This is a genomic window from Variovorax sp. PBS-H4 (assembly GCF_901827205.1).
GTDB lineage: Bacteria > Pseudomonadota > Gammaproteobacteria > Burkholderiales > Burkholderiaceae_C > Variovorax.
Map to the genome: position 1 here is coordinate 828,747 of NZ_LR594675.1, position 25,821 is coordinate 854,567.

A 25,821-nucleotide genomic window follows, 5' to 3' on the forward strand; every position below is an offset into this window, starting at 1 on the left:
ATGAGCCGGTGAACCGCCAGAAGCTTTCGCTCAATTCGCCGCCGTCACCGTGATTCGGTTGTCGACCTTGTCGACGCCGTTCACAGTGCGGGCAATCTGCTCGGCGCGCGTCTTCGCCTCGGCGCTTGGCGCTGACCCGCTCAGCCGCACGGTGCCGGCGCTGGAGGCGACATCGATCTGCCGTGGACCGAGTTCCGGATCGCGCGCGATTGCGGCCGACACCGACGCGGTGACGGCCGCGTCGTTGGCCGACGAACTCAGTGCGCCGCCGGCGTTCTTCAGCGCCTGCTTGGCCGCATCGACGTCCTCCTTCACGCCCGGTGACTTGAAGTAGTTCACCGTGTTGTCGCGCGCCTTGTCTGCGAGGTCGGCAGCCTTGTGCGCGGCGGAGACCGTCGCGTCCTTGGATTTTTCGACGGCAGCGTCGACGTTCGCCCGGCTCTCCGCGGCCTCGCGATCGCTGCAGGCAGAGAGCGAAGCCAGGACCGCACCTGCCAGCACGAATGCATACGGCGATCGCAGCAGGCGCGGCAGCAGTGTGTCGTTCAAGCGCATCAGCGGTCTCCTCACCGGGGCCACCGGCCGCCGCGAAACTGCTGCAGCGTCGCGGCCAGGCGCGCCACACCGCCCGTGCCGCTGGCTGCGCGGCCGATGAAGGCGCCGGCCGCCGCACCGATCAGCACGCGGCCGACCAGAGAGCGGCTGCGTCCGGTTGCCATCATCAGCAGCACGCCGGTCGCCAGCACGATCAGGTGTTCGCCCGGCAGGTCGGGCCGGCGCGCGTCGGCTTCCTTCAGCGCGGCCAGCCAGGATTTCGGTTCCATAGGACTCCTCGTTCGGCTTCTTCATAGACGCCACGCGGCAGGTGCGGTGTAGGCCGGGTTCGACGATGGCACGGCGAATCGCGCCGCCACCCGCCGCGAGCTGCGGGCGCACCCTCCTGGACCTATTCGGTGTCGCGTACCTTGTGCTGCGAGGTCAGCTGCTGCTGGGTCGCGGGCGGCACTGGCTCGTAGTGAGACAGCTCGATGGTGTAGCGCCCCTGGCCGCTGGTCATGGCATTGAGCCGCGACTGATACCCCGACAGCTCCGACATCGGAACCTGGCCGCGCACCAGCACCATCCCTGCCGCGGCGTTGGCAGTGCCGCTGACCAGGCCGCGCCGGGAGGACAAGTCACCGGTGATGTCGCCGATCGCGCTGTCCGGCGCGGCGATGTCGATCTTCACCACCGGCTCCAGCACGATCGGCCGCGCCTCCTGGATGGCCGCGATGAAAGCCTTTCGCCCCGCAGTGGCGAAGGCGATGTCCTTGCTGTCGACGCTGTGGCTCTTGCCGTCGTACACCGTGACGCGCACGTCCACCACCGGGTAGCCGGCGATCGCGCCGTGTTCCAGCACCTCGCGCACGCCCTTTTCGACGGCGGGGAGAAACTGGTAGGGAATGGCCCCGCCCTTGACCTCGTCCTTGAACTCGAACCCTGCGCCGCGCGCCAGCGGCTCCACGCGCAGGAACACTTCGCCGAACTGGCCGGCGCCGCCGGTCTGCTTCTTGTGGCGATGATGGCCCTCGGCCGGCGCAGTCACCGTCTCGCGGTAAGCGATGCGCGGCGGCCGTGTGTTGACTTCGAAGCGGTACACCTCGCGCAACCGCTCCAGCAGCACGCGCAGGTGCAGCTCGCCCAGGCCGTAGACGATCGTCTCGTTGGTCACCGCCACGTGCTCCACGCGCAGGCAGGGGTCCTCGTCCACCAGTTTGCCCAGGATCTCCCACAGCCGCTGTTCGTCGCCGTGGCGCTGCGGCTCGATCGCAAGGCCATGCACCGGGATCGGAAAGTCCAGCGGCGCGAGGTGCACATGGTCGTCCTCGGCCGCGTCGTGCAGCACGGCGTCGAAGTGGGCGTCCTCGACCTTCGCCACCGCCACGATGTCGCCCGGCAGCGCGCGGCTCACCTCGCTGTACTCCTTGCCTTGCAGCATGAACAGATGGTTCACCTTGAAGGGCTTGCGGCCGTCGCCGATGAACAGCTGGCTGTCACGCGTGACGGTGCCCTGGTGCACGCGGAAGATGCCCATCTTGCCGACGTACGGATCGACCGTGACCTTGAACACATGCGCCAGCACGTGCAGCGACGGCTCGGGCCTGGCCTCCATCGGCCGCGCTGCGTCGCCCTCGCCGACCAGGAAGGCCGGCGGATTGGCTTCGGTCGGATCGGGCAGCAGCTTGACGATCACGTCCAGCAGTTCGCCCAGGCCGGCGCCGTTGCGCGCCGAGACGAAGCACACCGGAATCAGGTGCCCTTCGCGCAGCGCCTGCTCCAGCGGCGCATGCAGTTCGCGGGGGTCGAGGTCGCCCTGCTCGAGGTAGCGGTCGACAAAGGCCGCGTCCACCTCCACCACCTGCTCGACCAGCGCACGATGTGCCGTCTCCACGTCGCCCATCGTGCAGCCGCCTTCGCGGTTGTAGAAGCAGTCGAGCACCCGGGTTCCGCCATCGTCGGGCAGGTTCACCGGCAGGCACTCGCGGCCGAAGGCGGCCTGGATCTGCGCCAGCAGGCCCGTCATGTCCACGCCCTGCGAGTCGATCTTGTTGACGATCACCATGCGCGCCAGCTTGCGCCTGGCTGCATGCTCCATCATGCGCACCGCCATGGGCTCGATGCCGATCGCCGCGTTGATCACCACGGCCGCCGTTTCCACCGCCTCCAGCGCCGGCAGGCTCTGGCCGAGGAAGTCGGCGCCGCCGGGCGTGTCGAGCAAGTGGATGCGCGTGCCCGCATGCGCGAGATGCATCACCGATGAGTTGAGCGAGTGCTGCATGCGCCGCTCGAGCGGGTCGAAGTCGCTCACCGTGCTGCCGCGTTCCACGCTCCCCGGCGTTCCGATGGCGCCGGACTTGAGCAACAGGGCCTCGGCCAGGGTGGTCTTGCCCGAGGCAGGCGCTCCGACGAGCGCCAGGGTTCGCACCGCTTCCATTTCGGCCGCGAGGCCGTTCGATCGGCTTGGCATGGACATCTCCTTGCGTGCTCCGCCCGGTGGGCAGTTCAGGGTACGGGATTGCCCAGCAGGGCGCAAGGCGGGCAAACCGGGGCGCCCGGGTCGCGGCACGACGGCCCCGGGACTATCATGCTCGCCCGACCGGAGGACTCGCCCGCATGCACACGCCGACCCTGCTCGTCTTCGCTCTCGTGGCGCTCGTTGCCATCGCCACCCCCGGCCCCACCGTGCTGCTGGCATTGGCCAACGGTTCGCGCTTCGGCGTGCGCCGCGCGCTGCCCGGCATGCTCGGCGCCGTGGCTTCCGACTTCGTACTGGTGGGGGCGGTTGCACTGGGCCTCGGTGCACTGCTGGCTGCTTCCGAGTTCTGGTTCTCGGTGCTCAAGTGGGTGGGCGCGGCCTACCTGGCGTGGCTTGGCATCCGCCTGCTGCGTTCGCAGGGCAGCCTGGACCTGTCGCAGCGGGACGCGGCCAGCGGCCGGGGCAGCCCGCGCGCCATCTTCGCCAAGTCCTTCCTGGTGGCGGTGACCAATCCCAAGGGCTATCTCTTCTGCTCGGCGCTGATGCCGCAGTTCATCGACCCGAGCGCGCCGCAATGGCCGCAGTACGCCGCCATCAGCCTCGTGTTCGCGGGGCTGGACTTCTCCGTGATGCTGGCCTATGCCGTGATCGGCGCGCGTGCCGTCAAGCTCCTGCGCCGGCGCGCCGTGTTGTGGCTCGACCGCTGCTGCGGCGGCGCCCTGCTGGCGCTGGCGGGCTCGCTCGCTTTCTACCGCCGCGGCGCGAGCTGAGCTGCGTGGCTGCTCTTCGCCGGGCAGCAGCCAGTAGGGCTTGGGTGAGGGTGGCTCAGCTCTCGTCGAGTTCGAACGCGGGCACATGCCGTCCGTCGATATCCGTGAACCCGTACTCGTGCGCGAGATCCGCGACGCGGTACACCTCGCGCGTCTTGTCCAGCACGCCGATGTCGCGCGCCAGCGCCGCCACTGCACGGCCCAGATAGCGCGGCGACCACGCAATCGTGGAGGGTCGACTTTGAAACGTCGGCAAGGCTCGCAAAGATCCAGACTACTGACACGTTCTGACAGCAGCCCTTCCTAGCATCGAGCGCTCCATCCACACCGTCGCAGGAGCCTTCCATGTCCGACCCCAACTTCGTGATCCTCTATGTCCGCAGTCCCGCCGAGAGCGCCGCCTTCTATGCCGCACTGCTCGACAAGCGCCCGGCGGAAGCGTCCCCCACCTTCGCCATGTTCCCGCTGGATTCGGGCGTGATGCTGGGCTTGTGGGCCGCGCACACCGTGCAGCCGCCCGCCACCGCCGCGGGCGGCTCCGAGGTCGCGTTCGCCGTGGACGACGACGAAGCCGTGCGCGCCTTGCACGCAGCGTGGACGGCCAAGGGCATCGTCATCGCGCAGCCGCTGACCGGCATGGACTTCGGCTACACCTTCGTCGCACTCGATCCCGATGGCCACCGGCTGCGCGTATTCGCGCCGAGCAGCCCTTGACGCCCCCGATCCACCTACTGCTGCGCGGCATCCGCCGCCAGCGGCTCGGCATCGTGCAGCCAGGCATGGACCAGCGTGTACGACACGGCCAGCATGACCGGCCCGACGAAGATGCCGACCAGGCCGAAGCCGAGCAGCCCGCCGATCACGCCCGCGAAGATCAGCACCAGCGGGAGGTCGGCGCCGCGGCGGATCAATAGGGGGCGCAGGAAGTTGTCCATCGTGCCGACGATGATGGTCCACACCAGCAGGAAGATGCCCCAGCCCGTCGAACCGCTCCAGAAGACCCAGATCACTGCCGGCGCCAGCACCAGCGTCGGGCCGACCTGCACGATGCACAGCATGAACATCCCCGCTGTGAGCAGCGCCGCGAAGGGCACGCCCGCGATGGCCAGGCCGATGCCGCCCATCACCGCCTGCACGAAGGCCGTGACCCCCACGCCCAGCGCCACGCCGCGGATGGCCTTGCCCGCCAGGACCACCGCATCTTCCCCGCGCTGGCCGCCCAGCTTGAAGCCGAAGCGCCGCACCACATCCGCGGCCGACTCGCCGCCCGCATACATCATCCCGGCGATGACCACCGTGAGGAGGAACTGCAGTGTCAGTGCGCCCACCACGCCGGCTTGTGCAAGCAGCCAGGTGGTGACCTGCCGGATGTAGGGGGTGACCTTGGCCTCCAGGCCTGTCACGCCCGCGGCCACCAGCTCGTTCCAGGCCTGCGTCAGCCGCGCCCCGACCAGCGGCAGGCGCTCCACCCAGCCGGGCAGCGTCGGCGCACCCTGGCTGATCAGCAGCCGGACCCAAGCGACCACTTCCTCCGCGTTCGCCACGATGGTCGAGATCGCCAGCGTGAGCGGCAGCACGAACAGCAGCAGCAGGATCACCACCATCACCAGCACCGCAAGGCTGCGGCGCTTCCACAGGCGCGCCTGGATCCAGAGGAACGCGGGCCAGGTGGCGACCACGACCATGGCGGCCCAGATGGTGGCACCCAGAAACGGCCGCAGGATCCAGAGGGAGGAGCCGATGAGCAAGGCGAGCGTGAGCACGCTGAATGTTGTTCTGGCGAGGTCGGTACGGGGGGCGGACATGAGTGCGAGGCGGGAATGGGCAACCCGGAGTGTGCGCGAAGTGCGGCACCCCTGGTGTGCGTCCGCGCCGTGCCGCCACGCGGCCGGTGCGCGCAGGGGACTTGGGGTTAGCATCGCCCGGAGAGACACGCAGTCAGGAATTCAATGCGGATATTGCTCGTCGAGGATGACCGGGTGCTGGCGGATGCGCTCTCGCGGGCGCTGGTGCAGTCCGCGCATGCCGTCGATGTCGTCTCTACCGGCGAGGAGGCAGACCATGCGCTCGCCCCCGGCACCTACGACCTCGCCATCCTCGATATCGGACTGCCGGGATTGAGCGGGCTCGACGTGCTGAAGCGGCTGAGGGCGCGCAAGTCCACCATGCCCGTGCTGATGCTCACCGCCTTCGACACGCTCGCCGACCGCGTTCGCGGCCTCGACCTCGGCGCCGACGACTACCTGGCCAAGCCCTTCGACCTGCCGGAGCTCGAAGCGCGCGTGCGGGCGCTGCTGCGTCGCAGTGCCCAGTCCACCCCCGATCTCGAACACGGCCTCCTGCGCTTCGACACCGTGGGGCGCCGCGTCTTCCACGACAAGCGGCCGTTGGACCTGTCGCCGCGCGAGCTCGCGTTGCTGGAACTCCTGCTCATGCGCGCGGGGCGTGTCGTGAGCAAGGAGCACATGGTCAACCACCTCTATGGCTGGGGCGAGGAGGTGGGCGACAACGCGATCGAGGTCAACGTCTATCGTCTGCGAAAGAAGCTGGAGCCGCTCGGTTGCGAGATCCGGACCGTGCGCGGCATGGGCTACCTCATCGACAGCAGCGATGCGGATGGCTGAGCCTCGGCTGCAGCGCATGCTGCTGGCCTGGCTGCTCGGGCCGCTCGCCGTGCTGCTGGTGCTCGACACCGGCGTGGCCTACTGGAACTCGCTGCGCTTTTCCAACCTCGCGTACGACCGCGCACTGCACGAGATCGGACGCGAGATCGCGCTGCATGTGAAGCTCGACGGAACGCGCCCCCGGCTCGAGCTCTCGGAGCCCGCGGCCAATATCCTCTTGCTCGATCAGGAAGACCAGCTCTACTACCGCGTGCTCGGCGAGGACGGCTCCGATCTGGGCGGCGATGTGCAGTTGCCGCCGCGGCGCCTCGAGAAGACCGCCAAGCCGCTCTTCTATGGCGACGAGGTGCGCGGCGAGCCGGTGCGGATGATGGTGGCGTGGATGCCAATCGGCCCGGAAGCGGGGCCTCCGCTGGTCCTCGTGCAGGTGGCCGAAACGCTCAACAAGCGGGCGCGCTTCACCTGGGAGATGGTCGCCAACGTGGTGCTGCCGCAGTTGCTTCTGATCGTCATGGCGACCGCCGTGGTCTGGTTCGGGGTTTCGCGAGGGCTCGAGCCGCTGCAGCGCTTCCGGCGCGCCGTGTCAGACCGCTCGCACCTCGACCTGAGCCCCATCGACACGCATGGTGTTCCGGGAGAGGTGCGTCCGCTGGTCGACGACGTCAACGAACTGATGGCCCGCCTCGGGCGTACCTTCGACTTCCAGAACCGCTTCGTCGCGGACGCTGCGCACCAGTTGAAAACGCCGGTCAGCGGCCTGAAGGCACAGATCGAGCTGGCCCTGCGCGAGAGCGACCCGCAGCGCGTGCGCCACTCGCTCGCGCAGCTCTACATCAGCGCCGACCGGCTGTCGCGGCTGGTGCGCCAGCTGCTTTCGCTCGCCCGCAACGAGCCTGGCGCGCTCGACTCCATGCAACTGCAGCCGCTGGACCTGAACGCCCACGCCCTGGAGGTCAGCATGGACTGGGTGCCGCAGGCCATCAAGCGCAACATCGACCTGGGCTTCGAAGGTGCGGACCATCCGCTGATGATCGATGCCGACCGGGACCGCCTGCGCGAGCTGGTCAACAACCTCATCGACAACGCGATCCGCTACAGCCAGCCGGGCGGCCGGGTGACCGTGCAGGCCGGCCAGGCCGGCGGCGACCAATGCCGCCTGGCCATCAGCGACGACGGTCCGCGAATTCCGGTGCAGGAGCGCGCCCGCATCTTTCATCGCTTCCATCGCCTCCTCGGGACGCAGGAGGACGGCAGCGGCCTCGGTCTGGCCATCGTCAGCGAGATCGCGACGATGCACGGCGCACGCATCACGCTGGAGGAAGACGCCGATGGCGTCGGCAATACCTTCAGCGTCTTCTTCCCGCTGCGCAACGCCGACCCGACCGGCGGCGCCTTGTAAGCTTCTTGACAGCTGGCGGACAACCGGCTGTCAGCGCGCCGGCAGAAAGGTGACAGCACAGGTCTCTACGCTCGGACGAGGCGGAACCACCGTGGTTCCGGACCCATCCACCAAGGAGACACCGTGTCGTTTTTGTCGAGTCCCGATTTCTGGATCGCCCTGTCGCAGATCATCCTCATCAACATCGTCCTGAGCGGCGACAACGCCGTCGTCATCGCGATGGCCTCCCGCTCGCTGCCGCCGGCCCAGCAGAAGAAGGCGATCCTCTTCGGGAGCGTGGGCGCCATCGTGCTGCGCGTCGTCCTGACCTTCTTTGCCGTCTATCTGCTGACGCTGCCGTACCTCAAGCTGGTCGGCGCTGCGCTCCTGGTCTGGATCGGCATCGGCCTGCTGCGCGAGGAAGAAGAGGAGGCCAACCTCGAAGGCCACTCCGGCCTGGCCGCGGCCATCAAGACCATCGTGGTGGCCGACCTCGTCATGAGCCTGGACAACGTCGTCGGCGTTGCCGCTGCGGCCAAGGGCAACGTCCCGCTGCTGGTCTTCGGCCTCGTGATCAGCATTCCCCTGATCATCTTCGGCAGCACCCTCATCCTGAAGCTGATGGACCGCTTCCCGGTCATCATCGTCCTCGGTGCCGCGCTGCTCGGCTGGGTCGCCGGCGAGATGGCGATGTCCGATCCTTCCATTGCCGGCTGGGCTGCCAACCAGCACGCGCTGCACACGGTGGTCCCCGCGCTCGGCGCGATGTTCGTGGTGGCCATCGGCAAGTGGCTGAGCAGCCGGCGCGCAGCCCGCGCCGAGGAGCCGCAAGCAACCAAGGCGTCCAAGCGCCCGGCCGTCTGAAGGTGCCCGCATGACGCGCATCCTGGTCCCCGTCGATCCGGAGGAGCCGGCACGAACGCGCTCGGCCATCGAGCAGGTCGTGCGCATGCGTCGAAGCGACCGGGTCACCGTTCGCCTGCTGCGGGTGCAGCCCAAGGTCTCGGGCCACGTGGCGATGCTCTTCAATGCACGCGAGCTGCTCGAGCTGCAGCTCGAGGCAGGCGCCGAGGATCTGCAATACGCCCAAAGCCTGCTCGACCTGGCCGGCGTGCCCTACGCCAGCACCGTGCTGGTGGGGCGCACGGCCGAGACTATTGCCATGGCCGCGCGCGACTACGGCTGCGACCGCATCGTCTTCGGCCACGACCCACCGGGCGTGGCAGGAAGAATCTTCGGTTCGCTGGCGCAGCAGGTGCGCCAGCATCTGAGTGCGAGCGGCGACCCGCATCCGCAGGTCATCGGCTCCTGAATGCGTCTGGCGGTGACGGCGTACACTGCCGCCGGCAGACCCTTCAGGAGACACGAATGACCAGCAAGAACACGGTGTGCCTGTGGTACGACGGCACGGCCCTCGAGGCCGCGACCTTCTACGCCGCAACCTTTCCCGACAGCGCTGTCGGCGCCGTCATCCACGCACCGGGCAACTACCCGGATGGCAAGCAGGGCAACGTCCTGGTGGTCGAGTTCACCGTTGCCGGCATCCCCTGCATCGGGCTGAACGGCGGCCCGCAGTTCAAGCACAACGAGGCCTTCTCTTTCCAGATTGCCACCGACGATCAAGCCGAGACCGACCGCCTGTGGAATGCGATCGTCGGCAACGGCGGCCAGGAAAGCGAATGCGGCTGGTGCAAGGACCGGTGGGGCTTGTCGTGGCAGATCACCCCGCGCGTGCTGACCGAGGCGCTGGTCAACCCTGATCGTGCGGCCGCCAAGCGTGCGTTCGACGCGATGATGACCATGCGAAAGATCGACGTCGCTGCGATAGAAGCGGCGCTGCGGGGCTGAGACCCAGAGCCCACTGCCCTTCAGGCAGGGCTGCGCGGTTGCAGGGGACTTCTTCGACGTCCATTCATGACAGCACCAGTTCCAAAGGCGGGAGCAAACGGTTGTGCGCAATCCTGCGGAAGCCCTTGGGCGTCGGGTGCAACTCGTTGGCCCACCATCCTTCTGGCCCGGTTTCCGGCAGCTCTCCAGCCGTCTGGACGGCGATGATGGGCCCCAGGCCACCCTCCCGGGCCAAAGCGTCCTGGGCATCCCCGAGGGCCGCGATGAGGAATTTGAAAATGTCTCTGCGCAGCGGCGTGCCTTGCACCTTCGCGATGTCCATGGGCACCTTCAGCCAATCCGCTGGGCCGAAGAAACCCTTTCCGGTAGGCCATGCGTTGTCGTAGTTGTGGAGAACGACCGGGGCATGCGGGTTGTAGGCGCGGAAGCGGACGATGACTTCCCGATAGGCGTTCATGATGCCGGTGATGACGGCGCGGGGCTGGGTCTGGCGCCAGCACTCGGAGACAGTCTTGAAGGCCGAACAGTCGGGCTGAAGCAGACGAAGGAAATCGTCTTGCCCCGCGACGTCATTGCCGCCGCCGCTCAGGATCAGCGCCTTGCAACTGGAGGCAAACATCTCGAAGCCGAAGTCAATGGACTTTCGCGTGCCTTGCGACCAGTCTGCCGCCTCTGCACCGTTCTTCCCGATCACCACAAAGGTTTCGCTCGGAAAGAGGGAGCCCAGCTCCCTGGCCAAGTTGTCTACCGGGTACCAAACCCACGAATCCCCGATCACCAAGACAGAAGCAAATTGAACCTTGGTCAGGGCCGTGTGGACTCCCCAGAATACGTTCGACATCGATAACCCTTCAAAGTCTTCTTGCGACGCCGCTGCGTCCGAATGCTCCCTGGGGTCCGCGGTGATCTTCGCACCGGGTCGACGCCCAAGACATACCTCAAATGGATGAGCCGTCGATTTGCTGCAGGCGTTTGCTGCAGGCGCTGCTCAAGCCAAGCGCTGCCTTTCACGGCCTTCCGACACGCCGGGCTGGTCCGAACCGTATTTGCCGGCAAGTGATCCTTTCGAGCATAAAAACGATACCGAAAAGCATCGTCATTTGCATTTGCGGATCTTAAAGTTGCGGCTTCTATTGATGAAGAAGCCCAACCATGAGTCATGTTCCTGCCATCGAATCCCTACGCGGCGTGACCGCGATCGTCCGCGCATCAGTGCAGGACGGACTGCCCGAGACCAATGCCGTCGTCGAGGCCATCCTGAGTCGCAGCGCCGCCAAGTACTACGACCCGGCCGCCACCTTGAGCGACGAACAGATCAATGAGCTGGTGCGTATCACCACCACCGCGCCGACGTCCTTCCACTTGCAGAACTGGCGCTTCATCGCCGTGCGCACGCCCGAAGCCAAAGCTCGGTTGCGTCCGATTGCTTGGAATCAACCCCCGATCACAGACGCTGCTGTCACCTTCATCATCTGCGGCCAGTTGGCCGATGCGAGCGTGATTCCGCAGCGTCTCGCACCGCTGGTGCAGGCGGGCATCATGCCGGCCGCGATGGTGCCGGAGTGGGAGAACCCCGCTCGCAGTCTGTATGCCGAGGACCCACAGCAGCAGCGAGACGAGGCGGTGCGCACTGGCGCCATCGCCGCGACGGCACTGATGTACGTGGCCCGGTCATGGGGCCTTGGCTCGACGCCCATGATCGGTTTCGACGCCGAAGCGCTGGTCCGCGAGTTCGCGCTGGCCGAGAACGAAGTGCCGGTCATGTTGGTGACCGTCGGCGCCGAGCGAGCGGGAAATTGGCCGCAAAAGCCGCGCCGTCCCGTCGCCGATGTGTTGGATCTCGTATAGCCCGGCACCAGACCCTTGCCCCAATTTCCCAACCTTGAGATCCTGAGGAGCCTACGATGCCCAGAACCCTACCCACGTCGCAACAAGTGCCGGCAGAGTCGAAGCCGACACTCGATATGTTCACCAAGAACATCGGCTTCACCCCGAACATGATGACGACCTTCGCGCAGAGCCCGATCGCATTCAACTCATGGGCCACACTGCTCGGCTCGCTGAGCAAGGTGCTGGACGTGAAGACACGCGACAGCATCGGCCTTGCGGTCTCGGAAGTGAACGGCTGCGATTACTGCCTCACGGTTCACAGCTTTACGGCCGAGCGGATGGCCAAGATGTCTGCCGACGAAATCATCCTCGCTCGGCTGGGACGAGCCACCGACCCGAAGCGGCAGGCTGCTGTCCAGTTCGCGCGCAAAGTGATCGAGAAGCGCGGCAAAGTCGGTGACGCCGATCTGCAAGCCGTTCGCGATGCCGGCTACACGGAGGCGCACGTCATCGAAATCGTCGCACTTGTGGCCATGTACTCTCTGACCAACTTCTTCAACAACGTGTTCGATCCGGAGAAGGACTTTCCCGTCGTTGCCCCGGCCGGTTCCATCTGAACGCAACTCGTCGCCCTGACCACGTCCGAGGGGCCTCGGAGGCGCAATGGCCCGGGCGAGTCAACAAGGAGAGATCTCATGAAAGCGATTGTTGTGACGGACCGGGCGGCGGGAAGAGCCGGTATGAAGCTGGTGGATCGCCCCGATCCGGTGCCGGCGATCAACGACGTCGTCGTCCAGGTTTATGCGTCGGGGTTCGTCGGCACTGAGTTGGGGTGGCCTTCCACTTGGACTGATCGCGTCGGCAGGGACCGAACACCGTCCATTCCGGGACACGAGTTCGCCGGAGTGGTCAAGGCTCTCGGCTATGGCACGACAGGACTCTCGGTAGGCCAGCGGGTATTCGGCCTCACCGACTGGTATCGCAACGGTACCCTGGCGGAGTACGTGGCGGCCGAGGCCCGCAACCTGGCGCCTCTACCAGGGGATGTCGACTTTGCTGTGGGCGCCAGCCTGCCAATCTCGGGCCTCACCGCGTGGCAGGGACTGTTCGATCATGGCCGCCTTCGTGCGGGCCAAACGGTACTCGCCCACGGCGCTGCCGGTGCTGTCGGATCCATCGTCACGCAACTCGCGCGCGAGTTCGGCGCCTACGTCGTCGGTACCGGACGCGCCGCTGATCGTCAGGCTGCTCTGGATTTCGGCGCGAACGAGTTCGTCGACCTCGACAACGAGGTCCTCGAAAGCGTCGGTGGAGTGGATCTGGTGTTCGATCTCATCGGCGGCGAGATCGGGAAACGGTCTGCACGCCTGGTGCGAGCAGGAGGAACGTTGGTCTCCGTCGTAGGGCCTTCAGAAGCACGGCCCACCGACGGCCTGGCGGTCGACTTCGTTGTCGAGTCCGACCGTGCACAACTGGGTGAGATCGTCCAGCGGGTGCGGGACGGACGACTGCGGACGCACATCGCCAGGGTCGTGCCCTTCGAAAATGCTGTCGCCGCCTTCAACCGTACCGAGAGGATCAATGGAAAGACAGTCATCCGGATTCGTCCGTGACGACACGGCGGGAGCGCAGTTCCGCGTCCCTCCGGGGTCGTCGGTCACTTGCGCCACCGCATACGATTGTTGAGCACTCTCACGTCCCAATTTCCATGTCCGAAGTCGACTGGCTGAGCCAGCTCCTGCAGATGATCACCGTCACAGGCCGGCTGGAGGTCCGCTGCGCTTACGGCGCGCCTTGGCGCGTCTCCTGGCCCGAGGCCGCGGCAGACGAGATTCCGTACCACATCGTCCTCGAGGGCCGCGCCATCCTCAAAGACCCAAAGATGGAGACGGCCGAGGAACTTGTGGGTGGAGACATTGTGCTGCTGCCTCATGGCTCGGAGCACGTGCTGGACGATGGCAGTGGACAGGCCCCGGCGCCTACACACAATCGCCGAGATCCGGGAGGTTGGATGCTCAGCGAGAACGATAGGCAAGGCGAGCGTCTGGATCTGTTGTGCGGGAGGTTCTTTGTCAGGCAACCGCATCACCGCTTGATTCGCAACTACCTGCCAACGAATGTCGTCATACGGGCGTCCGACAGCAATGTCGACGAAGGTGCCAGCACCGCTTCACAGCACCTGAGCAGTCTGATGGGCCTGATGCGGCTGGAGTCCACCAGCCAAAAGCTCGGCGGGAATGCCGTGCTGAACGCACTCTCCACAGCGCTGTTCACACTCGTACTGCGCGCAGCAAGCGAATCCGAGCACGCCCCCGCAGGCTTGTTGGCGTTGGCCGGGCATCCACGCCTGGCACCGGCCGTTTCAGCCCTGTTTGCTGATCCGGCCCGCCCCTGGAAGCTGCCGGAGCTGGCCGACTTGTGCAGCATGTCTCGCGCCACGTTTATGCGGCACTTTCAGGAAAAGCTCGGACGCTCGGCCATCGAACTGTTGACCGATATCCGAATGAGTCTCGCCTCCAACGAGTTGACGAACCCGGGGATCACAACTGCGGCAGTGGCGGAGTCTGTAGGGTATCAATCCGAGGCCGCATTCCGGCGTGCGTTTGCCCAGTGGATGGGAATGACACCCGGGCAATGGCGCCGTTCGGCGCGTCAGGCTCAATAGTGGCGGCTTTTTGTCGGTAGGTCGGATTGGGATTGTTCGCGACTGCATCGCTCAGGAGGCCCGCTGTTCAAGCAATCCCTTCAACGTCGCCAAGTCTCGTTGTACATGCGCAATATCTGCCTCAGAGCTTTCCTGGCTGACGCCGTCCAGTCGAGGCACTACGAAAGTCAGCATGCAGCCTTCCCCACAGGGCGTGACCCGGAACGCGTTGTGGACGGTGGCGCCATTCGGTAGCGTCACATGGTGGTCGAGGACGCCAAATGGGTTGGCGGGAACCATCGCGACTTCAACCTCGCCCATCGGCGAGTCGGCAAACCATTTGCCCTCACGTTGGTCGATGCCCCTGGCCAAGCCGGACGCCCAAAACGGCAGATTGTCCATTCGACTGGCGAAGGCATAGGCGACCTCCGCTGGAACTCCGACTGCCTGGCTGACCACAGCCGGCTGTGACATTGGCGGCGGCGTCAGAGGGTCACTCGTTCGAATGCGGCGAACAACAAGCTCGTCAATCTCCAGCCGGCGAATACGAGCCCGGCCCACGAGAAGCCGGCCGATGGACAAGGCCCCGATGGCAAGCGCACCGAATGCCGCGGCGCCCATCAGGACAGAGCCCAGCGCAGCCGTACCGACGGCCTGCGCGCCCGTTGCGGCCGCCGGCATGGCACGTGTGGACTTTGATGACATCGAGTTCATTGGCACTCCTGTTAAACCGTGAGCCACTACGGGCGCAATCACGCGCCTGAAGAGGCTCACGCAGCCAACGGCATGTCGACCGAGGACATGGTCGCGAGCAGGGCGGAAGCTGTCAACGCGGTGCCGCAGCGCACCCCCGGCGATGCGGACTTCGAAGCCGCGAGGCAGCGCTTCAGTGATCGCGGACCTCTCGTTCGCCGTCTGCGCGATTCGCTCGTGGAACATGCTCAATGCCAGCTTTCGCATGCAAGTGCCGCAATCACAAGCGGCTTCGATTTCGCAGCGTTTGTTGAAGTTGGAGGGGTCAAAACTGCACCCCTGTTTACTGGTTCGGAGGCCGAAGCCCTCGAAATTTGCATGAATCTTGACGCCTCCTAGCCCTCCCACCGATGATTTCGACAGGAGAAGCCTCACGATGACCATCACCATTTCCGCCTTCGAACGATCGCCCGATGGCGGCAAAGGCTTGGCGCGCGACACGCGCGTTCGCTGGGCGCTCGAAGAAGCTGGCCAACCCTACGAGGTTCGTCTCGTTTCTTTCCGTGCAATGAAGGAACCCGCCCATCTGGCCCTTCATCCCTTCGGCCAGATCCCCACCTACGAGGAAGACGATCTCTCGCTTTTCGAGACAGGCGCGATCGTCCTGCACATCGCCGAGCGGCATACGGGCCTGTTGCCGGACGACGCGAATGCGCGAGCGCGCGCAATCATGTGGATGTTTGCCGCGCTCAATACCGTGGAGCCGGTGATCCTCGACCTGGTCACGGCTAGGATCCTGGAGCGCGACAAGCCATGGAGCAAGGAGCGCCTGCCGCTGGTCGAGGGTCGCGTGCGCGATCGCGCGGGCCAGCTTTCTGCTCGCCTCGGTGATGCCGAATGGCTCGATGGCGGGTTCAGCGCGGGCGACCTGATGATGGCGTCGGTGCTGCTCAGGCTGAGGCCATCAGGCATCCTGGACGAATTCCCGAGGCTTGCCGCTTATGTCGCCCGCGGGGAAGCGCGGCCCGCCTACAAGCGCGCATTCGCCGCCCAATGGGAAGTCAACGCAGGGAAGCCATCAGCCGCCTGATCGGATCAATTCATGGGCCCTGCCCCCAGTCGCTGGAGCTTCTGTAACTCCGCAGCAGAGAACTCCGGCGACTGCACGCACCCGAACGCCATCGCTTCGCTGGCAAACCGGCTCGCCGCCTCCGGCAGCGCGTCCCGGCCTTGCAGCCGGAATGAAATCGGCGCGAGTGGACCGAAGAGCAGGGCACGCTGAAGCTCGGGCCAGCGCGCGGGCTCAGGCTCGACGCCCGCAGCACGCGCGAAGAGCAGCGCGATCAGGTTCGCCTTCGTCTTCTGCGGCTGCCCGCGCCGCGCGCGGAAACCGGCAATGCCCCGCTGCATTTCTTCGTCGGTCGGCGCGGCAACGGCGCCGCTCCATGCGTAGGCCAGCCACCGCGCCTGCAATTCAAGCGGCGGAAACATCGGCCCGGACTGGTCCCACATGCCCACGAATGCGAGCCCCGGCAGCTCCGGATGAAAGGTGTGCTTGTAGAGGTCGATGTGCTGCGCATCCAGGTCGAGCGTGCGGCGGATCGCTTCGCTCAGAAAGGGCAGGCTCAGCTCGAAGCCCGTGCCGAAGAGGATGCCGTCGAACGCCTCCGTTCGCCCGTCGGTGAACCTGACCTGCGTGCCGTCGACCCTGTCGACCCAAGGCCGCACCTCGATGCGGCCCTCGGCAACCAGGGGAAGGTAATGCTGGCTCAGCGTCAGGCCAGCGTCGAAGATGCTGTCGGCGGGCTTCGGCGCGCCGTATTGTTCCGGGCTGCCTACCGCGTCGAGCACCAGTTCCTTCAGCATCGCACCGAATTCGGCGGGCGGCAGCGACTCCTCTGCGAGTGCCTGGTAGCGCGTGAACACGCGGTGGTCGGAGGGGACGCCGGCGATGAGCTTGGGAAGCACGTAGCGCTGTCGGCGGTTGCAGACGACGACGCGTTCCGCGCCGAGCATGCAGAGGTCGCTCGCAATCTCGAGGGCGCTGATGGCACAGCCGGCCACGAGAACGCGCTTGCCTCGGTACCGTTGAGGGTCCTTGTAGGCCCTGGTATGCGCCACGCCGGCATCGCCCGAGAACGACTCCAGGCCCTGCACCTGCGGCACGCACGCCTGCTGGAACCGGCCGCTGGCGACCACGACTTTCTCGAAGATTTCTTCCTGGGCGCCGTGCCGCACCGCCCAGCCGCCGCGCGCTGCCCGGATCTCGCGTACCGGCGTATTCAGGCGGGTCCGAGCCGGCAGGTCGAAGCGGGCCGCGTAGCGCTGGAGGTATTCGCCGATCTCTCGGTTGGAGGGATAGGTGGCCAGCCCCGGCGCGTGCGGCAGGTCGCTGAATTGCGTGAGCACGCGGCTGGTGTTCGTACGCATCGACGGCCATACGCCGCTGCAACTGGCGTCACCGCTCCACTGGCCACCCGGCGTCGCCGCCTGCTCGAACAACACGGGCGCGAAGCCTTCCGACCCAAGGTAACGCGCGGCGACCAACCCGCCCGGCCCGGCACCGATGACTGCGACTTTCTGCATGGCTTTCCTCCTCGGCGCATTGTCGACGCAGCACGCCGCCCGAGGTTTGCAACTGCCGTGCCTGATCGCAAAGCGCCGCCTCATGCCGCGAGGGTTCGCGCCCCCCCGAACACCGGCTCAGTTGAGCGCGGCGCCTCGGTACTCGGCCAACTCCGTGCGCTGGAACTCGCCGACGGGCAGCCTCCTGTCTTCCAGGCCCGGGAAACGACCGACGACCTCGCCGCGCTCCCGCACCCAGCAGCCTTTCAACGTCTCGCTGCCCCACCAGGTCAGGTAGGCGACACGAGCGAGGCCCTGGCAGTCGCCCTGGGCGTCGGTGAGGCTCATCACGTCGAAATCGGCACCGTTGGTGGTGTAGAGGATGCCCGGCTGCAGATTGCAGGCAGCGAGCAGCGCGCAGCCCAAGGCGAGCGCGGGGACGGAAAGAGGTGGCTTCATGTCATGCTCCCTGACGGTCGAACCCCTCGACCGCATAGGCCGATTGGGCATTCGGGCACCCGATCCGTCATCCTCCGGGAGGACGAGGAAACGAGCCAGGGCAGGCGCAGGCGGACAGAAGGTTGGGGATGAGCCCCTACAAGGCGTTCGACCGGCAAGCCTTAAATTCGACGGCTCTTCGATCTATTTTTACAACATCTTTCGGAGTTGGAAATGAGCGCAAGCACCCTGTCGCCGGGCGACAGCCACCAAGACGAGCACGAGGATGGGCTGCTCAGAATGGGCGTGCCCGGCCTCGACGACGTACTCGGCGGCGGGCTCACCGCCCACCGGCTGTACCTCCTCGAGGGCGCCCCGGGCGCCGGCAAGACGACGGTGGCGATCCAGTTCCTGCGCGAGGGCGTGGTCAGGGGGGAGGCGGTGCTGTACGTCACCCTTTCCGAAACGACGCAGGAGCTGCAGGGCGTGGCGACCTCCCACGGCTGGGATCTGAGCGGCATCGAAGTGCGCGAGATGCTGCCGGCGCAGGACGCTCTGGAGCCGGACGACCAATACACGATGTTCCATCCCTCGGAGGTCGAGCTCGGCGAGACCACGCTCAGGATCCTGGCCGACGTCGACAAGATCAAGCCCAGCCGGGTGGTGTTCGACTCGCTGTCCGAGCTGCGCCTGCTGGCGGGCGGGTCGCTGCGCTACCGCCGGCAGATCCTGGCGCTCAAGCAGTTCTTCACCGGCCGGCAATGCGCGGTCCTGCTGCTCGACGACCTCACGGCCACCGACCAGGACCTGCAGGTGCAGAGCATCGCGCACGCGGTGATCCGGCTGGAGCAGCTCAACCCCGATTACGGCGCATCCCGCCGGCGGCTGGTGGTCACCAAGTACCGGGGCAAGGAGTTCCGCGGCGGCTACCACGACTACAAGATCGCCCGCGGCGGGCTGCAGGTGTTTCCGCGGCTGGTGGCCTCGGAGCACTCGCTCCTGGTGCAGCAGACCCGCATTGCCAGCGGGCTGCCCGCGCTGGATGAACTGCTCGGCGGCGGCATCGAGAGAGGCACCAGCACGCTCTTCGTGGGTGCGCCGGGCACCGGCAAGTCGAGCGTGGCAGTCCAGTTCGCCGTTGCAGCGGCCAAGCGAGGCGAACACGCGGCCCTCTTCATCTTCGACGAGAGCATCAACACCCTGCGTACGCGCTGCGTGGGCCTGGGCATGGACCTGGAACCCTACCTCGCGTCAGGACACATCCAGGTCCGGCAGATCGACCCGGCGGAGTTGTCGCCGGGCGAGTTCGTCCATGAGATCCGCATGGCCGTCGAGCAGCAGGGCGCGACGGTGGTGGTGATCGACAGCCTGAACGGCTATCTCAACGCCATGCCCGACGAGCGCTTCCTGATCGTCCAGCTCCATGAGCTGCTGACTTACCTCGGTCAGCACGGTGTGGCCACCATGCTCATCGGCGCCCAGCATGGCTTGATCGGCATGCAGATGCAGACGCCGGTCGATGCAAGCTACCTCGCCGATTCGGTGGTGCTGCTGCGCTACTTCGAGGACGAGGGCGAAGTGAGGCAGGCGATCTCGGTGCTGAAGAAGCGCGGCGGTGCGCACGAGCGCAGCATCCGCGCCTTCTCGCTCGATGCGCAGGGCATCCATGTCGGGCCGCCGCTGCGCAACTTCAGGGGCATTCTCACCGGCATTCCGATCCCGATCGACGGAGTTCGGACGCCATCGTGAGCGTTGTTCCTTCCGATCTGGACGAGCGAATCCTTCTGCGGACGGCGACCTCGCGGGACGCGGCAATGGCGAGCGCGGTGCTGCACCGCGCCCATTTCGTTTCTCACGTCTGCGAGGACATGGGCTCTCTGGTGCAGCAGCTGTCGCGCGGTGCCGGCGCCATCATGCTGGCCGAGGAGGTGCTCGTCGGTCCCGCCCTGGTGGAGCTCACGGGCGCGCTGGGCGCGCAGCCGCCCTGGTCCGATGTGCCGGTGCTGGTGCTGGCGCGGCAGGGGGCCGATTCGCGCGCCGTTGCCAACGCCATGGACGAGTTCGCCAATGTCACCGTGATCGAGCGGCCGATGCGCGTGGCCGCGCTGGTGAGCGCCGTGCGCACCGCGCTGCGTGCGCGCCGCCGGCAGTACGAGCTGCGCAGCCTGCTCGAAGGGCTGCGCGACGCCGACCAGCGCAAGACCGAATTCCTTGCCACCCTGGCGCACGAGCTGCGCAATCCGCTGGCGCCCCTGGGCACCGCGCTGTCATTGCTGTCGCGCAAGAAGCCCCCGCCCGAAGAATCGGTGAAGTATTACGAGCTCATGAGCCGCCAGGTCGAGCACATGGTGCGGCTGGTGAACGACCTGATGGAAGTCTCTCGCATCACGCGCGGCAAGATAGAACTGCACCTGGGGCCCGTGCTGCTCGACGCGGTGATCGAAGATGCGATCGAGCTGAGTCGGCCGCTGTTCGATCGTGCCGGGCACTCGCTCACCCTCGAGCTCGGGGCCGACCCGCTGGTGGTGCGCGGCGATGCAGTGCGCCTCACGCAGGTCTTCTCGAACCTGCTGAACAACGCCGCCAAGTACACGCCGCCGGGAGGCCGCGTCACGGTGACGGCGCGACAGGAAGGACGGCAGGCGGTCGTCGCGGTGAGCGACACGGGAACCGGCCTTGCGCCGGACATGCTCAAGTCGATCTTCGAGATGTTCGTCCAGGTCAGCGGCACTTCGCGCGAAGCGCAAGGCGGGCTCGGCATTGGCCTGACGCTGGTGAAGAGCCTGGTCGAATTGCAAGGCGGCAGTATCGACGCCACGAGCGAGGGGCTGGGCCGCGGCGCGACCTTCACGGTGCGCCTGCCGCTGGCGAAGAGCACCTCCGTGTCCCGGCGGCGCTCGCGGGTGTCGCAGGACGGCTGGGCGCCCTCGATCGAAGGCACCATCCTGGTCGTCGACGACAACCGGGACGCAGCCGACAGCCTGGCCGAGCTGCTGGGCACGATGGGCGCAACCGCGCTGGTGGCCTACGGTGGCGAAGAGGCGTTGCAACTCGCCCGGGAGCACGAGATCGACATTGCCGTGCTCGACATCGGCATGCCGGGCATGGACGGCTGCGAGCTGGCGCGCCACCTGCGCGCCGGGCCTCGTGGCGCGGACCTCAAGCTCATCGCGCTGACGGGCTGGGGGCAGCAGGGCTACCGGGACCGCATCGCGGCGGCCGGCTTCGACCACCACCTGCTGAAGCCGCTGAACCTCAGCGAATTCATGGCGCTGCTGTAGGCGGGCGCGCGGCCGGTCAGCCGACCGCCACGCCCACCTTCGCGCCGGCCGCCACGATCTCGCTCCAGGTCGCGTCGTCGATCCAGATGCCCTCGCGCTCGCGCGCGGCGCGCGCCTTCCGCTCGGGCTCGCCGGCAATCTGCACGCCTTCGAAGCCCTGGCCCGGCGGGCTCTGGCGCAGCCAGTCGATGAAGGCGCGTGCCTCCTGCTCGAAGCTGGCCTGCGTGCCGAGTTTCGCCGGGTCGATGACGATGGCCAGCATGCCGTTCAGCACGGTGCGCGCCGTGTCCGGGGGACGGTGCCAGGTGCCGCTGCCCGTGAGCGCGCCGCCCAGCAGCTCGCACGCCACGGCCATGCCGTAGCCCTTGTGCTCGCCGAAGGTCATCAACGCGCCGAACAGGCCGTTGCCCTGCGGCACCACCACCACGCCCGGATCGTCGGTCGGGGCGCCGTGCTCGTCGATCAGGTAGCCCGGCGGCACCCGCTCGCCCTTGTTGTGGGCCACGCGCATCTTGCCCTGCGCGACGCGGCTGGTCGCGTAGTCGAGGATGAAGGGCGGGGCGCCCGCCAGGGGAATGCCGATGCAGCAGGGATTGGTGCCGAAGCGCCCGTCGCCGCCGCCCCACGGCGCGACCACGGGGCGCGAAAGCACGTTGACGAAGTGCATCGAGACCAGGCCCGCTTCGGTCGCCATCTCGGCGAAGTGGCCGATGCGGCCCAGGTGGTGGGCGTTGGCGAGGGAAAGAACGCAGGTGCCGTGCAGCTTCGCGCGGTCGATGGCCATCCGCATGGCCTGCACGCCGACGACCTGCCCGTAGCCGCGCTGGCCATCGAGGGCGAGCATGGGTCCGCTGTCGAGGTTGATCTTCACGGCGGCATTGGGCTTCAGACCGCCCTCGGCTGCTGCGTCGACGTACCGGGGGACCATGCCCACACCGTGCGAGTCATGGCCGCTGAGATTGGCGAGCACCAGGTTGGCAGCGACCTGCTCGGCTTCTGCGGGAGTGCTGCCGGTGCCGGCGATGATGGACGCGACCTGGGCGCGGAGCGTGGAGGCCTGGACAGTTTGAGGCATTGAAAATGTTCCTGGGGATTGGGTAATGGGTATTGAGTATTGGGCCGAGTGCCCCCAGTCCCGCCCTCCGCCGGAAGGGGAGGGTGCAAGACAAAATTACATCACCGCCCCGACCTGCCACGGCACGAACTCGTTCTGCCCGTAGCCGTGCTTCTCGCTCTTGCTCGGCGCGCCCGAGGCCGTCGCCAGCACCAGCTCGAAGATGCGCTGGCCCATCTCCTGGATCGACACGCTGCCCTCGACGATCTCGCCGCAGTTGATGTCCATGTCCTCCTCCTGCCGCTGCCACAGCGCGGAGTTGGTGGCGAGCTTGAGCGAAGGGGAGGGCGCGCAGCCGTAGGCCGAGCCGCGGCCCGTGGTAAAGCAGATCATGTTGGCGCCGCCCGCCACCTGGCCGGTCGCGCTCACCGGGTCGTAGCCCGGCGTGTCCATGTAGACGAAGCCATGCGCGCGCACCGGCTCGGCGTATTCGTAGACCGCCTCGAGGTTGCTCGTGCCGCCCTTCGCCACCGCGCCCAGGCTCTTCTCCAGGATGGTGGTGAGCCCGCCGGCCTTGTTGCCGGGGGATGGATTGTTGTTCATCTCGCCTTCGTTGATGGCGGTGTAGTGCTCCCACCAGCGGATGCGCTCGACCAGCTTCTCGCCCACTTCGCGCCGGACCGCACGGCGCGTGAGCAGGTGCTCGGCGCCGTAGATCTCCGGCGTTTCCGAGAGGATGGCAGTGCCGCCGTGCGCCACCAGCAAGTCCACTGCCGCGCCGAGCGCCGGGTTGGCGCTGATGCCGGAATAGCCGTCCGAGCCGCCGCACTGCAGGCCGATGACGATGTGCTCGGCGCTGCAGGGCTCGCGCTTCACCGCATTGGCCCGCGGCAGCATCTCGTTGATCAGCGCCACGCCCTTGTCCACCGTCTTGCGCGTGCCGCCCGTGTCCTGGATGTTGAAGACGCGCAGGTTCTCGCCCTCTTGCAAATTGCCGGTGGCCAGCCAGGCGTTGATCTGGTTCGCCTCGCAGCCCAGGCCCACCACCAGCACGGCCGCGAAGTTGGCGTGCGTTGCATAGCCGGTCAGCGTGCGTTCGAGCAATTGCATGCCCATGCCGCCGGTGTCCATGCCGCAGCCCGTGCCGTGCGTGAGCGCGACGACCCCATCGACGTTGGGGTACGGCGCGAGCGCCGAGGGATTGGTCTGGCGCGAGAAGTGCTCGGCAATGGCGCGTGCTGCCGTGGCCGAGCAGTTGACGCTGGTCAGCACGCCGATGTAGTTGCGCGTGGCCACGCGCCCGTCCGCGCGCCGGATGCCGAGGAAGCTCGCCTCGTGCCGCGCTGGCGCGGGCTTGACGTCGGCACCGAAGGCGTAGTCGCGCTCGAAGTGGCCCTTGTCGGGGCCCATGTCGAGGTTGTGCGTGTGCACGTGCTCGCCGGGCGCAATCGGACGGCTCGCGAAGCCGATGATCTGGTTGTAACGGCGCACCGGCTCGCCTTGGGCGATGGCGCGCACGGCAACCTTGTGGCCGGGTGGAATCAGGCCGCGGGCGGTCACGCCTTCGATGGCTGTGCCGCCGACCAGTTGGCCGCGGGCGATCACGACGTCGTCCGCCGGGTGGAGTCGGATAAAGAGATTCATCGCGGTGTCCTGCGTCTGGAATTCAGAAGAACATTTTCGGCAGCCACAGTACCAACTTGGGCATGTAGGTGATGATGGCCAGGCTCAGCAGCAGCGGCACCAGCCACGGCAGGATCGCCATGGTGGTGCGCTCGAAGCTCAAGCCCGCCACCCGCGCCAGCACGAAGAGCACCATGCCCATCGGCGGGTGCAGCAGCCCGATCATCAGGTTGAGCACCATCACCAGGCCAAAGTGGATCGGGTCCACGCCCAGTTGGGTCGCGATGGGCAGCAGGATGGGGACCAGGATCGTGATGGCCGCGGTCGGCTCCAGGAAGCAGCCGACGAACAGCATCAGCAGGTTGGCCAGCAGCAGGAACACCCAGGCCTCCTTGGTGAAGCCCAGCACCCAGTTGGCGATGTCGGTGGTGATGCCGGTGGCCGTCAGCATCCAGCCGAAGATGGAAGCGGCGGCGACGATGAAGAGCACGGTGGAGGTGGTCTCGATCGTGTCGAGGCACACCTTGACGAACATCTTCCACGACAGCGTGCGGTACCACCCGAAGCCGAGGATCATGGCCCACACGCAGGCGGCGATCGCGCCCTCGGTGGGCGTGAAAAGGCCCGTGCTCATGCCGCCGATCAGCAGCACCGGCGTCATGATGGGCAGCAGCGCCTCGAAGGCGAAGATCCGGTCGAGCACGAAGAGCATGGCCAGGCCGGCGAAGACCGTGATCTGCGCCGGCGCGCCCAGCTTCGTCACGGCGACCCACAGCAGCACCGGCCAGCCGATCACCACCGCCAGCTCGCACAGCGCCTTGAAGAGGCGCGTGCTCGAGAACTTGACGTCGCCGCCCCAGTTGTTGCGGTGCGCGTACCACCCGACGGTGAACATCATCAGCAGCGCCAACAAGGCACCGGGCAGGATGCCCGCCAGGAACAGCGCGCCGACCGAGACGTTGGCCATCATCCCGTAGATCACGAAGGGCAGGCTCGGCGGGATGATCGGCCCCAGCGTGGCCGAGGCCGCGGTGACGCCGACCGCGAATTCCGTTGCGTAGCCGTGCTCCTTCATGGCCTTGATCTCGATGGTCCCGAGTCCGGCGGCATCGGCAATGGCGGTGCCGCTCATGCCGGCAAAGATCACCGAGCCCAGCACGTTCACATGCCCCAGGCCGCCCTTGAGCCAGCCCACCAGCGCGAGCGCGAAGTTGTAGATGCGGGTGGTGATGCCGGCGTTGTTCATCAGGTTGCCGGCCAGGATGAAGAAGGGCACGGCCAGCAGTGGAAAGCTGTCGATGCCGCTGACCATGCGGTGGATGACGACGAAGGGCGGGAGGCTCCCCGACAGCAGGATGTAGACCAGCGAGGCGCCGGCCATGGCAATGGCAACGGGGACGCCCCCGGCCATGAAGAGCAGGAAGAAGATCTTGAGCATTTGTGGTGGGTGAAGGACGGTGCGGACGCGCGCTCACGAATCGGCCAGCGTCGACTCGGGGCGTTCGAGCACGCTGTAGCCACGACGCCAATGCGCCCGCGCCACCTGCAGCGAGCGCCAGGCCATGGCCGCGAAGCCGAGCAGGCACAGGCCGTACACCAGGTTCATCGGCAGGTCGACGATGGTCATGCGGGTCTGGTTGCCGATCTTCAGCATCATCTGCATGGTCATCACGACCGCCGCCACGAAGAAGGCCACGCGCAGCACGTCGACCCCGCGTGACAGCCAGCGGCCGATCGCACCGGGCAGGTAGCGGTAGAAGAAGTCGACCTGGATCTGGTTGTTCTTCGAGACGCCGATGGCCGCGCCGATGAACACGACGCCGATGAGCATGTAGCGCGCCACCTCCTCGGTCCACGCGGCGGAATCGTTCATCACGTAGCGGGTGATGAACTGGTAGAAGACGGTGAGCCCGAGCAGCCAGAAGATGGCCAGGGCGGCCCAGCCCTCGGCAATGGTGCCCGAGAGGTCGACCACCTCGTCCTCCGCATGGAAGTGGCCTTCGTCGTCGATGATTTTTTGTTCGGTCATGCTCTTGTCCCCTCTCCCGACGGGAGAG

Annotated in this window: 28 protein-coding genes; 15 read left to right on the forward strand and 13 right to left on the reverse strand. The window is 66.7% G+C overall.

Annotated elements, in window-relative coordinates; genetic code table 11:
- Positions 1–30: 30 nt before the first annotated feature.
- The 3 genes from E5CHR_RS03945 to fusA form a co-directional block, all read right to left on the reverse strand.
- A complete protein-coding gene (locus E5CHR_RS03945; RefSeq protein ID WP_162578471.1) occupies positions 31–555 on the reverse strand; it encodes a BON domain-containing protein in 525 nt (174 codons plus the stop codon).
- A gap of 11 nt (positions 556–566) precedes the next feature.
- Positions 567–824, reverse strand: coding sequence for a hypothetical protein (locus E5CHR_RS03950; RefSeq protein WP_162578472.1), 258 nt, complete (start codon positions 822–824; stop codon positions 567–569).
- 122 nt (positions 825–946) lie between these two features.
- Positions 947–3,007 carry an elongation factor G gene (fusA, locus tag E5CHR_RS03955; protein ID WP_162578473.1) on the reverse strand — a complete coding sequence of 687 codons (2,061 nt, stop codon included), beginning with the start codon at positions 3,005–3,007 and terminating at the stop codon, positions 947–949.
- Positions 3,008–3,153: 146 nt separating this feature from the next.
- Here fusA and E5CHR_RS03960 point away from each other — a divergent pair, with 146 nt between their 5' ends.
- Positions 3,154–3,786, forward strand: a complete 633-nt coding sequence (locus E5CHR_RS03960; protein WP_162578474.1) for a LysE family translocator — start codon at positions 3,154–3,156, stop codon at positions 3,784–3,786.
- A 55-nt stretch (positions 3,787–3,841) separates the two neighbouring features.
- On the opposite strand, the gene E5CHR_RS03965 is transcribed toward E5CHR_RS03960, so the two are convergent.
- Positions 3,842–4,042: a hypothetical protein gene (locus E5CHR_RS03965; RefSeq protein ID WP_232061942.1), complete on the reverse strand. Its 201-nt coding sequence runs from the start codon at positions 4,040–4,042 to the stop codon at positions 3,842–3,844.
- An 89-nt stretch (positions 4,043–4,131) separates the two neighbouring features.
- Between E5CHR_RS03965 and E5CHR_RS03970 the strand changes: the two genes are divergently transcribed.
- The gene (locus E5CHR_RS03970) at positions 4,132–4,500 is read left to right on the forward strand and encodes a VOC family protein (protein ID WP_162578475.1); all 369 of its coding nucleotides are present in this window, start codon (positions 4,132–4,134) and stop codon (positions 4,498–4,500) included.
- Between the two features lie 14 nt (positions 4,501–4,514).
- Here E5CHR_RS03970 and ydiK read toward each other — a convergent pair whose 3' ends face one another.
- Positions 4,515–5,591: an AI-2E family transporter YdiK gene (gene ydiK, locus E5CHR_RS03975; RefSeq protein ID WP_162578476.1), complete on the reverse strand. Its 1,077-nt coding sequence runs from the start codon at positions 5,589–5,591 to the stop codon at positions 4,515–4,517.
- A gap of 144 nt (positions 5,592–5,735) precedes the next feature.
- On the opposite strand from ydiK, the gene E5CHR_RS03980 reads away from it, so the two are divergent.
- The 5 genes from E5CHR_RS03980 (at position 5,736) to E5CHR_RS04000 (ending at position 9,636) form a co-directional block, all read left to right on the forward strand.
- The gene (locus tag E5CHR_RS03980; RefSeq protein WP_162578477.1) at positions 5,736–6,410 is read left to right on the forward strand and encodes a response regulator transcription factor; all 675 of its coding nucleotides are present in this window, start codon (positions 5,736–5,738) and stop codon (positions 6,408–6,410) included.
- Entirely contained in the window at positions 6,397–7,809 is a 1,413-nt protein-coding gene (locus tag E5CHR_RS03985) for a sensor histidine kinase (protein ID WP_162578478.1), read from the forward strand. The genes E5CHR_RS03980 and E5CHR_RS03985 overlap by 14 nt, the downstream gene beginning before the upstream one ends.
- 123 nt (positions 7,810–7,932) lie before the next feature.
- The gene (locus E5CHR_RS03990) at positions 7,933–8,652 is read left to right on the forward strand and encodes a TerC family protein (protein WP_162578479.1); all 720 of its coding nucleotides are present in this window, start codon (positions 7,933–7,935) and stop codon (positions 8,650–8,652) included.
- Between the two features lie 10 nt (positions 8,653–8,662).
- Positions 8,663–9,100 (forward strand): universal stress protein, encoded by a 438-nt coding sequence (locus E5CHR_RS03995; RefSeq protein ID WP_162578480.1) that lies wholly within the window; start codon positions 8,663–8,665, stop codon positions 9,098–9,100.
- A gap of 56 nt (positions 9,101–9,156) precedes the next feature.
- Entirely contained in the window at positions 9,157–9,636 is a 480-nt protein-coding gene (locus E5CHR_RS04000; RefSeq protein WP_162578481.1) for a VOC family protein, read from the forward strand.
- 64 nt (positions 9,637–9,700) lie between these two features.
- Here the strand turns inward: E5CHR_RS04000 and E5CHR_RS04005 are convergent, their stop codons facing one another.
- Positions 9,701–10,477, reverse strand: a complete 777-nt coding sequence (locus E5CHR_RS04005; protein WP_162578482.1) for an SGNH/GDSL hydrolase family protein — start codon at positions 10,475–10,477, stop codon at positions 9,701–9,703.
- 347 nt (positions 10,478–10,824) lie between these two features.
- On the opposite strand from E5CHR_RS04005, the gene E5CHR_RS04010 reads away from it, so the two are divergent.
- From E5CHR_RS04010 to E5CHR_RS04025, 4 genes are all read left to right on the forward strand, one after another.
- Positions 10,825–11,484, forward strand: coding sequence for a nitroreductase family protein (locus tag E5CHR_RS04010; protein ID WP_443083059.1), 660 nt, complete (start codon positions 10,825–10,827; stop codon positions 11,482–11,484).
- A gap of 56 nt (positions 11,485–11,540) precedes the next feature.
- Positions 11,541–12,083: a carboxymuconolactone decarboxylase family protein gene (locus E5CHR_RS04015; protein WP_162578484.1), complete on the forward strand. Its 543-nt coding sequence runs from the start codon at positions 11,541–11,543 to the stop codon at positions 12,081–12,083.
- A gap of 78 nt (positions 12,084–12,161) precedes the next feature.
- Positions 12,162–13,079, forward strand: coding sequence for an NADP-dependent oxidoreductase (locus E5CHR_RS04020; protein WP_162578485.1), 918 nt, complete (start codon positions 12,162–12,164; stop codon positions 13,077–13,079).
- Positions 13,080–13,174: 95 nt separating this feature from the next.
- Positions 13,175–14,131, forward strand: a complete 957-nt coding sequence (locus tag E5CHR_RS04025; RefSeq protein ID WP_162578486.1) for an AraC family transcriptional regulator — start codon at positions 13,175–13,177, stop codon at positions 14,129–14,131.
- A 51-nt stretch (positions 14,132–14,182) separates the two neighbouring features.
- Here E5CHR_RS04025 and E5CHR_RS31635 read toward each other — a convergent pair whose 3' ends face one another.
- Positions 14,183–14,824: a LapA family protein gene (locus E5CHR_RS31635; RefSeq protein WP_232061944.1), complete on the reverse strand. Its 642-nt coding sequence runs from the start codon at positions 14,822–14,824 to the stop codon at positions 14,183–14,185.
- A 72-nt stretch (positions 14,825–14,896) separates the two neighbouring features.
- On the opposite strand from E5CHR_RS31635, the gene E5CHR_RS04035 reads away from it, so the two are divergent.
- Both E5CHR_RS04035 and E5CHR_RS04040 read left to right on the forward strand, forming a co-directional pair.
- Positions 14,897–15,202, forward strand: a complete 306-nt coding sequence (locus tag E5CHR_RS04035; RefSeq protein ID WP_162578487.1) for a hypothetical protein — start codon at positions 14,897–14,899, stop codon at positions 15,200–15,202.
- Positions 15,203–15,239: 37 nt separating this feature from the next.
- Positions 15,240–15,893, forward strand: coding sequence for a glutathione S-transferase family protein (locus tag E5CHR_RS04040; RefSeq protein ID WP_162578488.1), 654 nt, complete (start codon positions 15,240–15,242; stop codon positions 15,891–15,893).
- Positions 15,894–15,898: 5 nt separating this feature from the next.
- On the opposite strand, the gene E5CHR_RS04045 is transcribed toward E5CHR_RS04040, so the two are convergent.
- Positions 15,899–17,389, reverse strand: coding sequence for a flavin-containing monooxygenase (locus E5CHR_RS04045; protein WP_162578489.1), 1,491 nt, complete (start codon positions 17,387–17,389; stop codon positions 15,899–15,901).
- A 117-nt stretch (positions 17,390–17,506) separates the two neighbouring features.
- The gene (locus E5CHR_RS04050; protein WP_162578490.1) at positions 17,507–17,827 is read right to left on the reverse strand and encodes a hypothetical protein; all 321 of its coding nucleotides are present in this window, start codon (positions 17,825–17,827) and stop codon (positions 17,507–17,509) included.
- A 213-nt stretch (positions 17,828–18,040) separates the two neighbouring features.
- Between E5CHR_RS04050 and E5CHR_RS04055 the strand changes: the two genes are divergently transcribed.
- On the forward strand, positions 18,041–19,555 hold the full coding sequence (locus tag E5CHR_RS04055; protein WP_443083060.1) for an ATPase domain-containing protein: 1,515 nt from the start codon (positions 18,041–18,043) through the stop codon (positions 19,553–19,555).
- Positions 19,552–21,087 carry a hybrid sensor histidine kinase/response regulator gene (locus E5CHR_RS04060; protein ID WP_232061945.1) on the forward strand — a complete coding sequence of 512 codons (1,536 nt, stop codon included), beginning with the start codon at positions 19,552–19,554 and terminating at the stop codon, positions 21,085–21,087. Before E5CHR_RS04055 ends, E5CHR_RS04060 begins: the two co-directional genes overlap by 4 nt.
- Before the next feature lie 16 nt (positions 21,088–21,103).
- On the opposite strand, the gene E5CHR_RS04065 is transcribed toward E5CHR_RS04060, so the two are convergent.
- The 4 genes from E5CHR_RS04065 to E5CHR_RS04080 form a co-directional block, all read right to left on the reverse strand.
- On the reverse strand, positions 21,104–22,162 hold the full coding sequence (locus tag E5CHR_RS04065) for a malate/lactate/ureidoglycolate dehydrogenase (RefSeq protein WP_162578491.1): 1,059 nt from the start codon (positions 22,160–22,162) through the stop codon (positions 21,104–21,106).
- A gap of 96 nt (positions 22,163–22,258) precedes the next feature.
- Positions 22,259–23,785, reverse strand: coding sequence for a UxaA family hydrolase (locus tag E5CHR_RS04070; protein ID WP_162578492.1), 1,527 nt, complete (start codon positions 23,783–23,785; stop codon positions 22,259–22,261).
- A 22-nt stretch (positions 23,786–23,807) separates the two neighbouring features.
- Positions 23,808–25,202, reverse strand: coding sequence for a TRAP transporter large permease (locus E5CHR_RS04075; RefSeq protein WP_162578493.1), 1,395 nt, complete (start codon positions 25,200–25,202; stop codon positions 23,808–23,810).
- Between the two features lie 33 nt (positions 25,203–25,235).
- The gene (locus E5CHR_RS04080) at positions 25,236–25,793 is read right to left on the reverse strand and encodes a TRAP transporter small permease (protein ID WP_162578494.1); all 558 of its coding nucleotides are present in this window, start codon (positions 25,791–25,793) and stop codon (positions 25,236–25,238) included.
- Between the last annotated feature and the right edge of the window lie 28 nt (positions 25,794–25,821).

What these genes read in the sequence shown, in the direction of transcription:
- E5CHR_RS03980 (WP_162578477.1), top strand. Translation starts at nt 5,736, where the DNA reads ATGCGGATATTGCTCGTCGAGGATGACCGGGTGCTGGCGGATGCGCTC.
- E5CHR_RS03970 (WP_162578475.1), top strand. Translation starts at nt 4,132, where the DNA reads ATGTCCGACCCCAACTTCGTGATCCTCTATGTCCGCAGTCCCGCCGAG.
- E5CHR_RS03985 (WP_162578478.1), top strand. Translation starts at nt 6,397, where the DNA reads ATGCGGATGGCTGAGCCTCGGCTGCAGCGCATGCTGCTGGCCTGGCTG.
- E5CHR_RS31635 (WP_232061944.1), bottom strand. Translation starts at nt 14,824, where the DNA reads ATGAACTCGATGTCATCAAAGTCCACACGTGCCATGCCGGCGGCCGCA.
- E5CHR_RS04040 (WP_162578488.1), top strand. Translation starts at nt 15,240, where the DNA reads ATGACCATCACCATTTCCGCCTTCGAACGATCGCCCGATGGCGGCAAA.
- E5CHR_RS04055 (WP_443083060.1), top strand. Translation starts at nt 18,041, where the DNA reads ATGAGCGCAAGCACCCTGTCGCCGGGCGACAGCCACCAAGACGAGCAC.
- E5CHR_RS04065 (WP_162578491.1), bottom strand. Translation starts at nt 22,162, where the DNA reads ATGCCTCAAACTGTCCAGGCCTCCACGCTCCGCGCCCAGGTCGCGTCC.
- E5CHR_RS04035 (WP_162578487.1), top strand. Translation starts at nt 14,897, where the DNA reads ATGTCGACCGAGGACATGGTCGCGAGCAGGGCGGAAGCTGTCAACGCG.
- E5CHR_RS03945 (WP_162578471.1), bottom strand. Translation starts at nt 555, where the DNA reads ATGCGCTTGAACGACACACTGCTGCCGCGCCTGCTGCGATCGCCGTAT.
- ydiK (WP_162578476.1), bottom strand. Translation starts at nt 5,591, where the DNA reads ATGTCCGCCCCCCGTACCGACCTCGCCAGAACAACATTCAGCGTGCTC.
- E5CHR_RS04050 (WP_162578490.1), bottom strand. Translation starts at nt 17,827, where the DNA reads ATGAAGCCACCTCTTTCCGTCCCCGCGCTCGCCTTGGGCTGCGCGCTG.
- E5CHR_RS03960 (WP_162578474.1), top strand. Translation starts at nt 3,154, where the DNA reads ATGCACACGCCGACCCTGCTCGTCTTCGCTCTCGTGGCGCTCGTTGCC.
- E5CHR_RS04025 (WP_162578486.1), top strand. Translation starts at nt 13,175, where the DNA reads ATGTCCGAAGTCGACTGGCTGAGCCAGCTCCTGCAGATGATCACCGTC.
- E5CHR_RS04080 (WP_162578494.1), bottom strand. Translation starts at nt 25,793, where the DNA reads ATGACCGAACAAAAAATCATCGACGACGAAGGCCACTTCCATGCGGAG.
- E5CHR_RS04005 (WP_162578482.1), bottom strand. Translation starts at nt 10,477, where the DNA reads ATGTCGAACGTATTCTGGGGAGTCCACACGGCCCTGACCAAGGTTCAA.
- fusA (WP_162578473.1), bottom strand. Translation starts at nt 3,007, where the DNA reads ATGCCAAGCCGATCGAACGGCCTCGCGGCCGAAATGGAAGCGGTGCGA.
- E5CHR_RS04000 (WP_162578481.1), top strand. Translation starts at nt 9,157, where the DNA reads ATGACCAGCAAGAACACGGTGTGCCTGTGGTACGACGGCACGGCCCTC.
- E5CHR_RS04020 (WP_162578485.1), top strand. Translation starts at nt 12,162, where the DNA reads ATGAAAGCGATTGTTGTGACGGACCGGGCGGCGGGAAGAGCCGGTATG.
- E5CHR_RS03950 (WP_162578472.1), bottom strand. Translation starts at nt 824, where the DNA reads ATGGAACCGAAATCCTGGCTGGCCGCGCTGAAGGAAGCCGACGCGCGC.
- E5CHR_RS04015 (WP_162578484.1), top strand. Translation starts at nt 11,541, where the DNA reads ATGCCCAGAACCCTACCCACGTCGCAACAAGTGCCGGCAGAGTCGAAG.
- E5CHR_RS03995 (WP_162578480.1), top strand. Translation starts at nt 8,663, where the DNA reads ATGACGCGCATCCTGGTCCCCGTCGATCCGGAGGAGCCGGCACGAACG.
- E5CHR_RS04070 (WP_162578492.1), bottom strand. Translation starts at nt 23,785, where the DNA reads ATGAATCTCTTTATCCGACTCCACCCGGCGGACGACGTCGTGATCGCC.
- E5CHR_RS04075 (WP_162578493.1), bottom strand. Translation starts at nt 25,202, where the DNA reads ATGCTCAAGATCTTCTTCCTGCTCTTCATGGCCGGGGGCGTCCCCGTT.
- E5CHR_RS04045 (WP_162578489.1), bottom strand. Translation starts at nt 17,389, where the DNA reads ATGCAGAAAGTCGCAGTCATCGGTGCCGGGCCGGGCGGGTTGGTCGCC.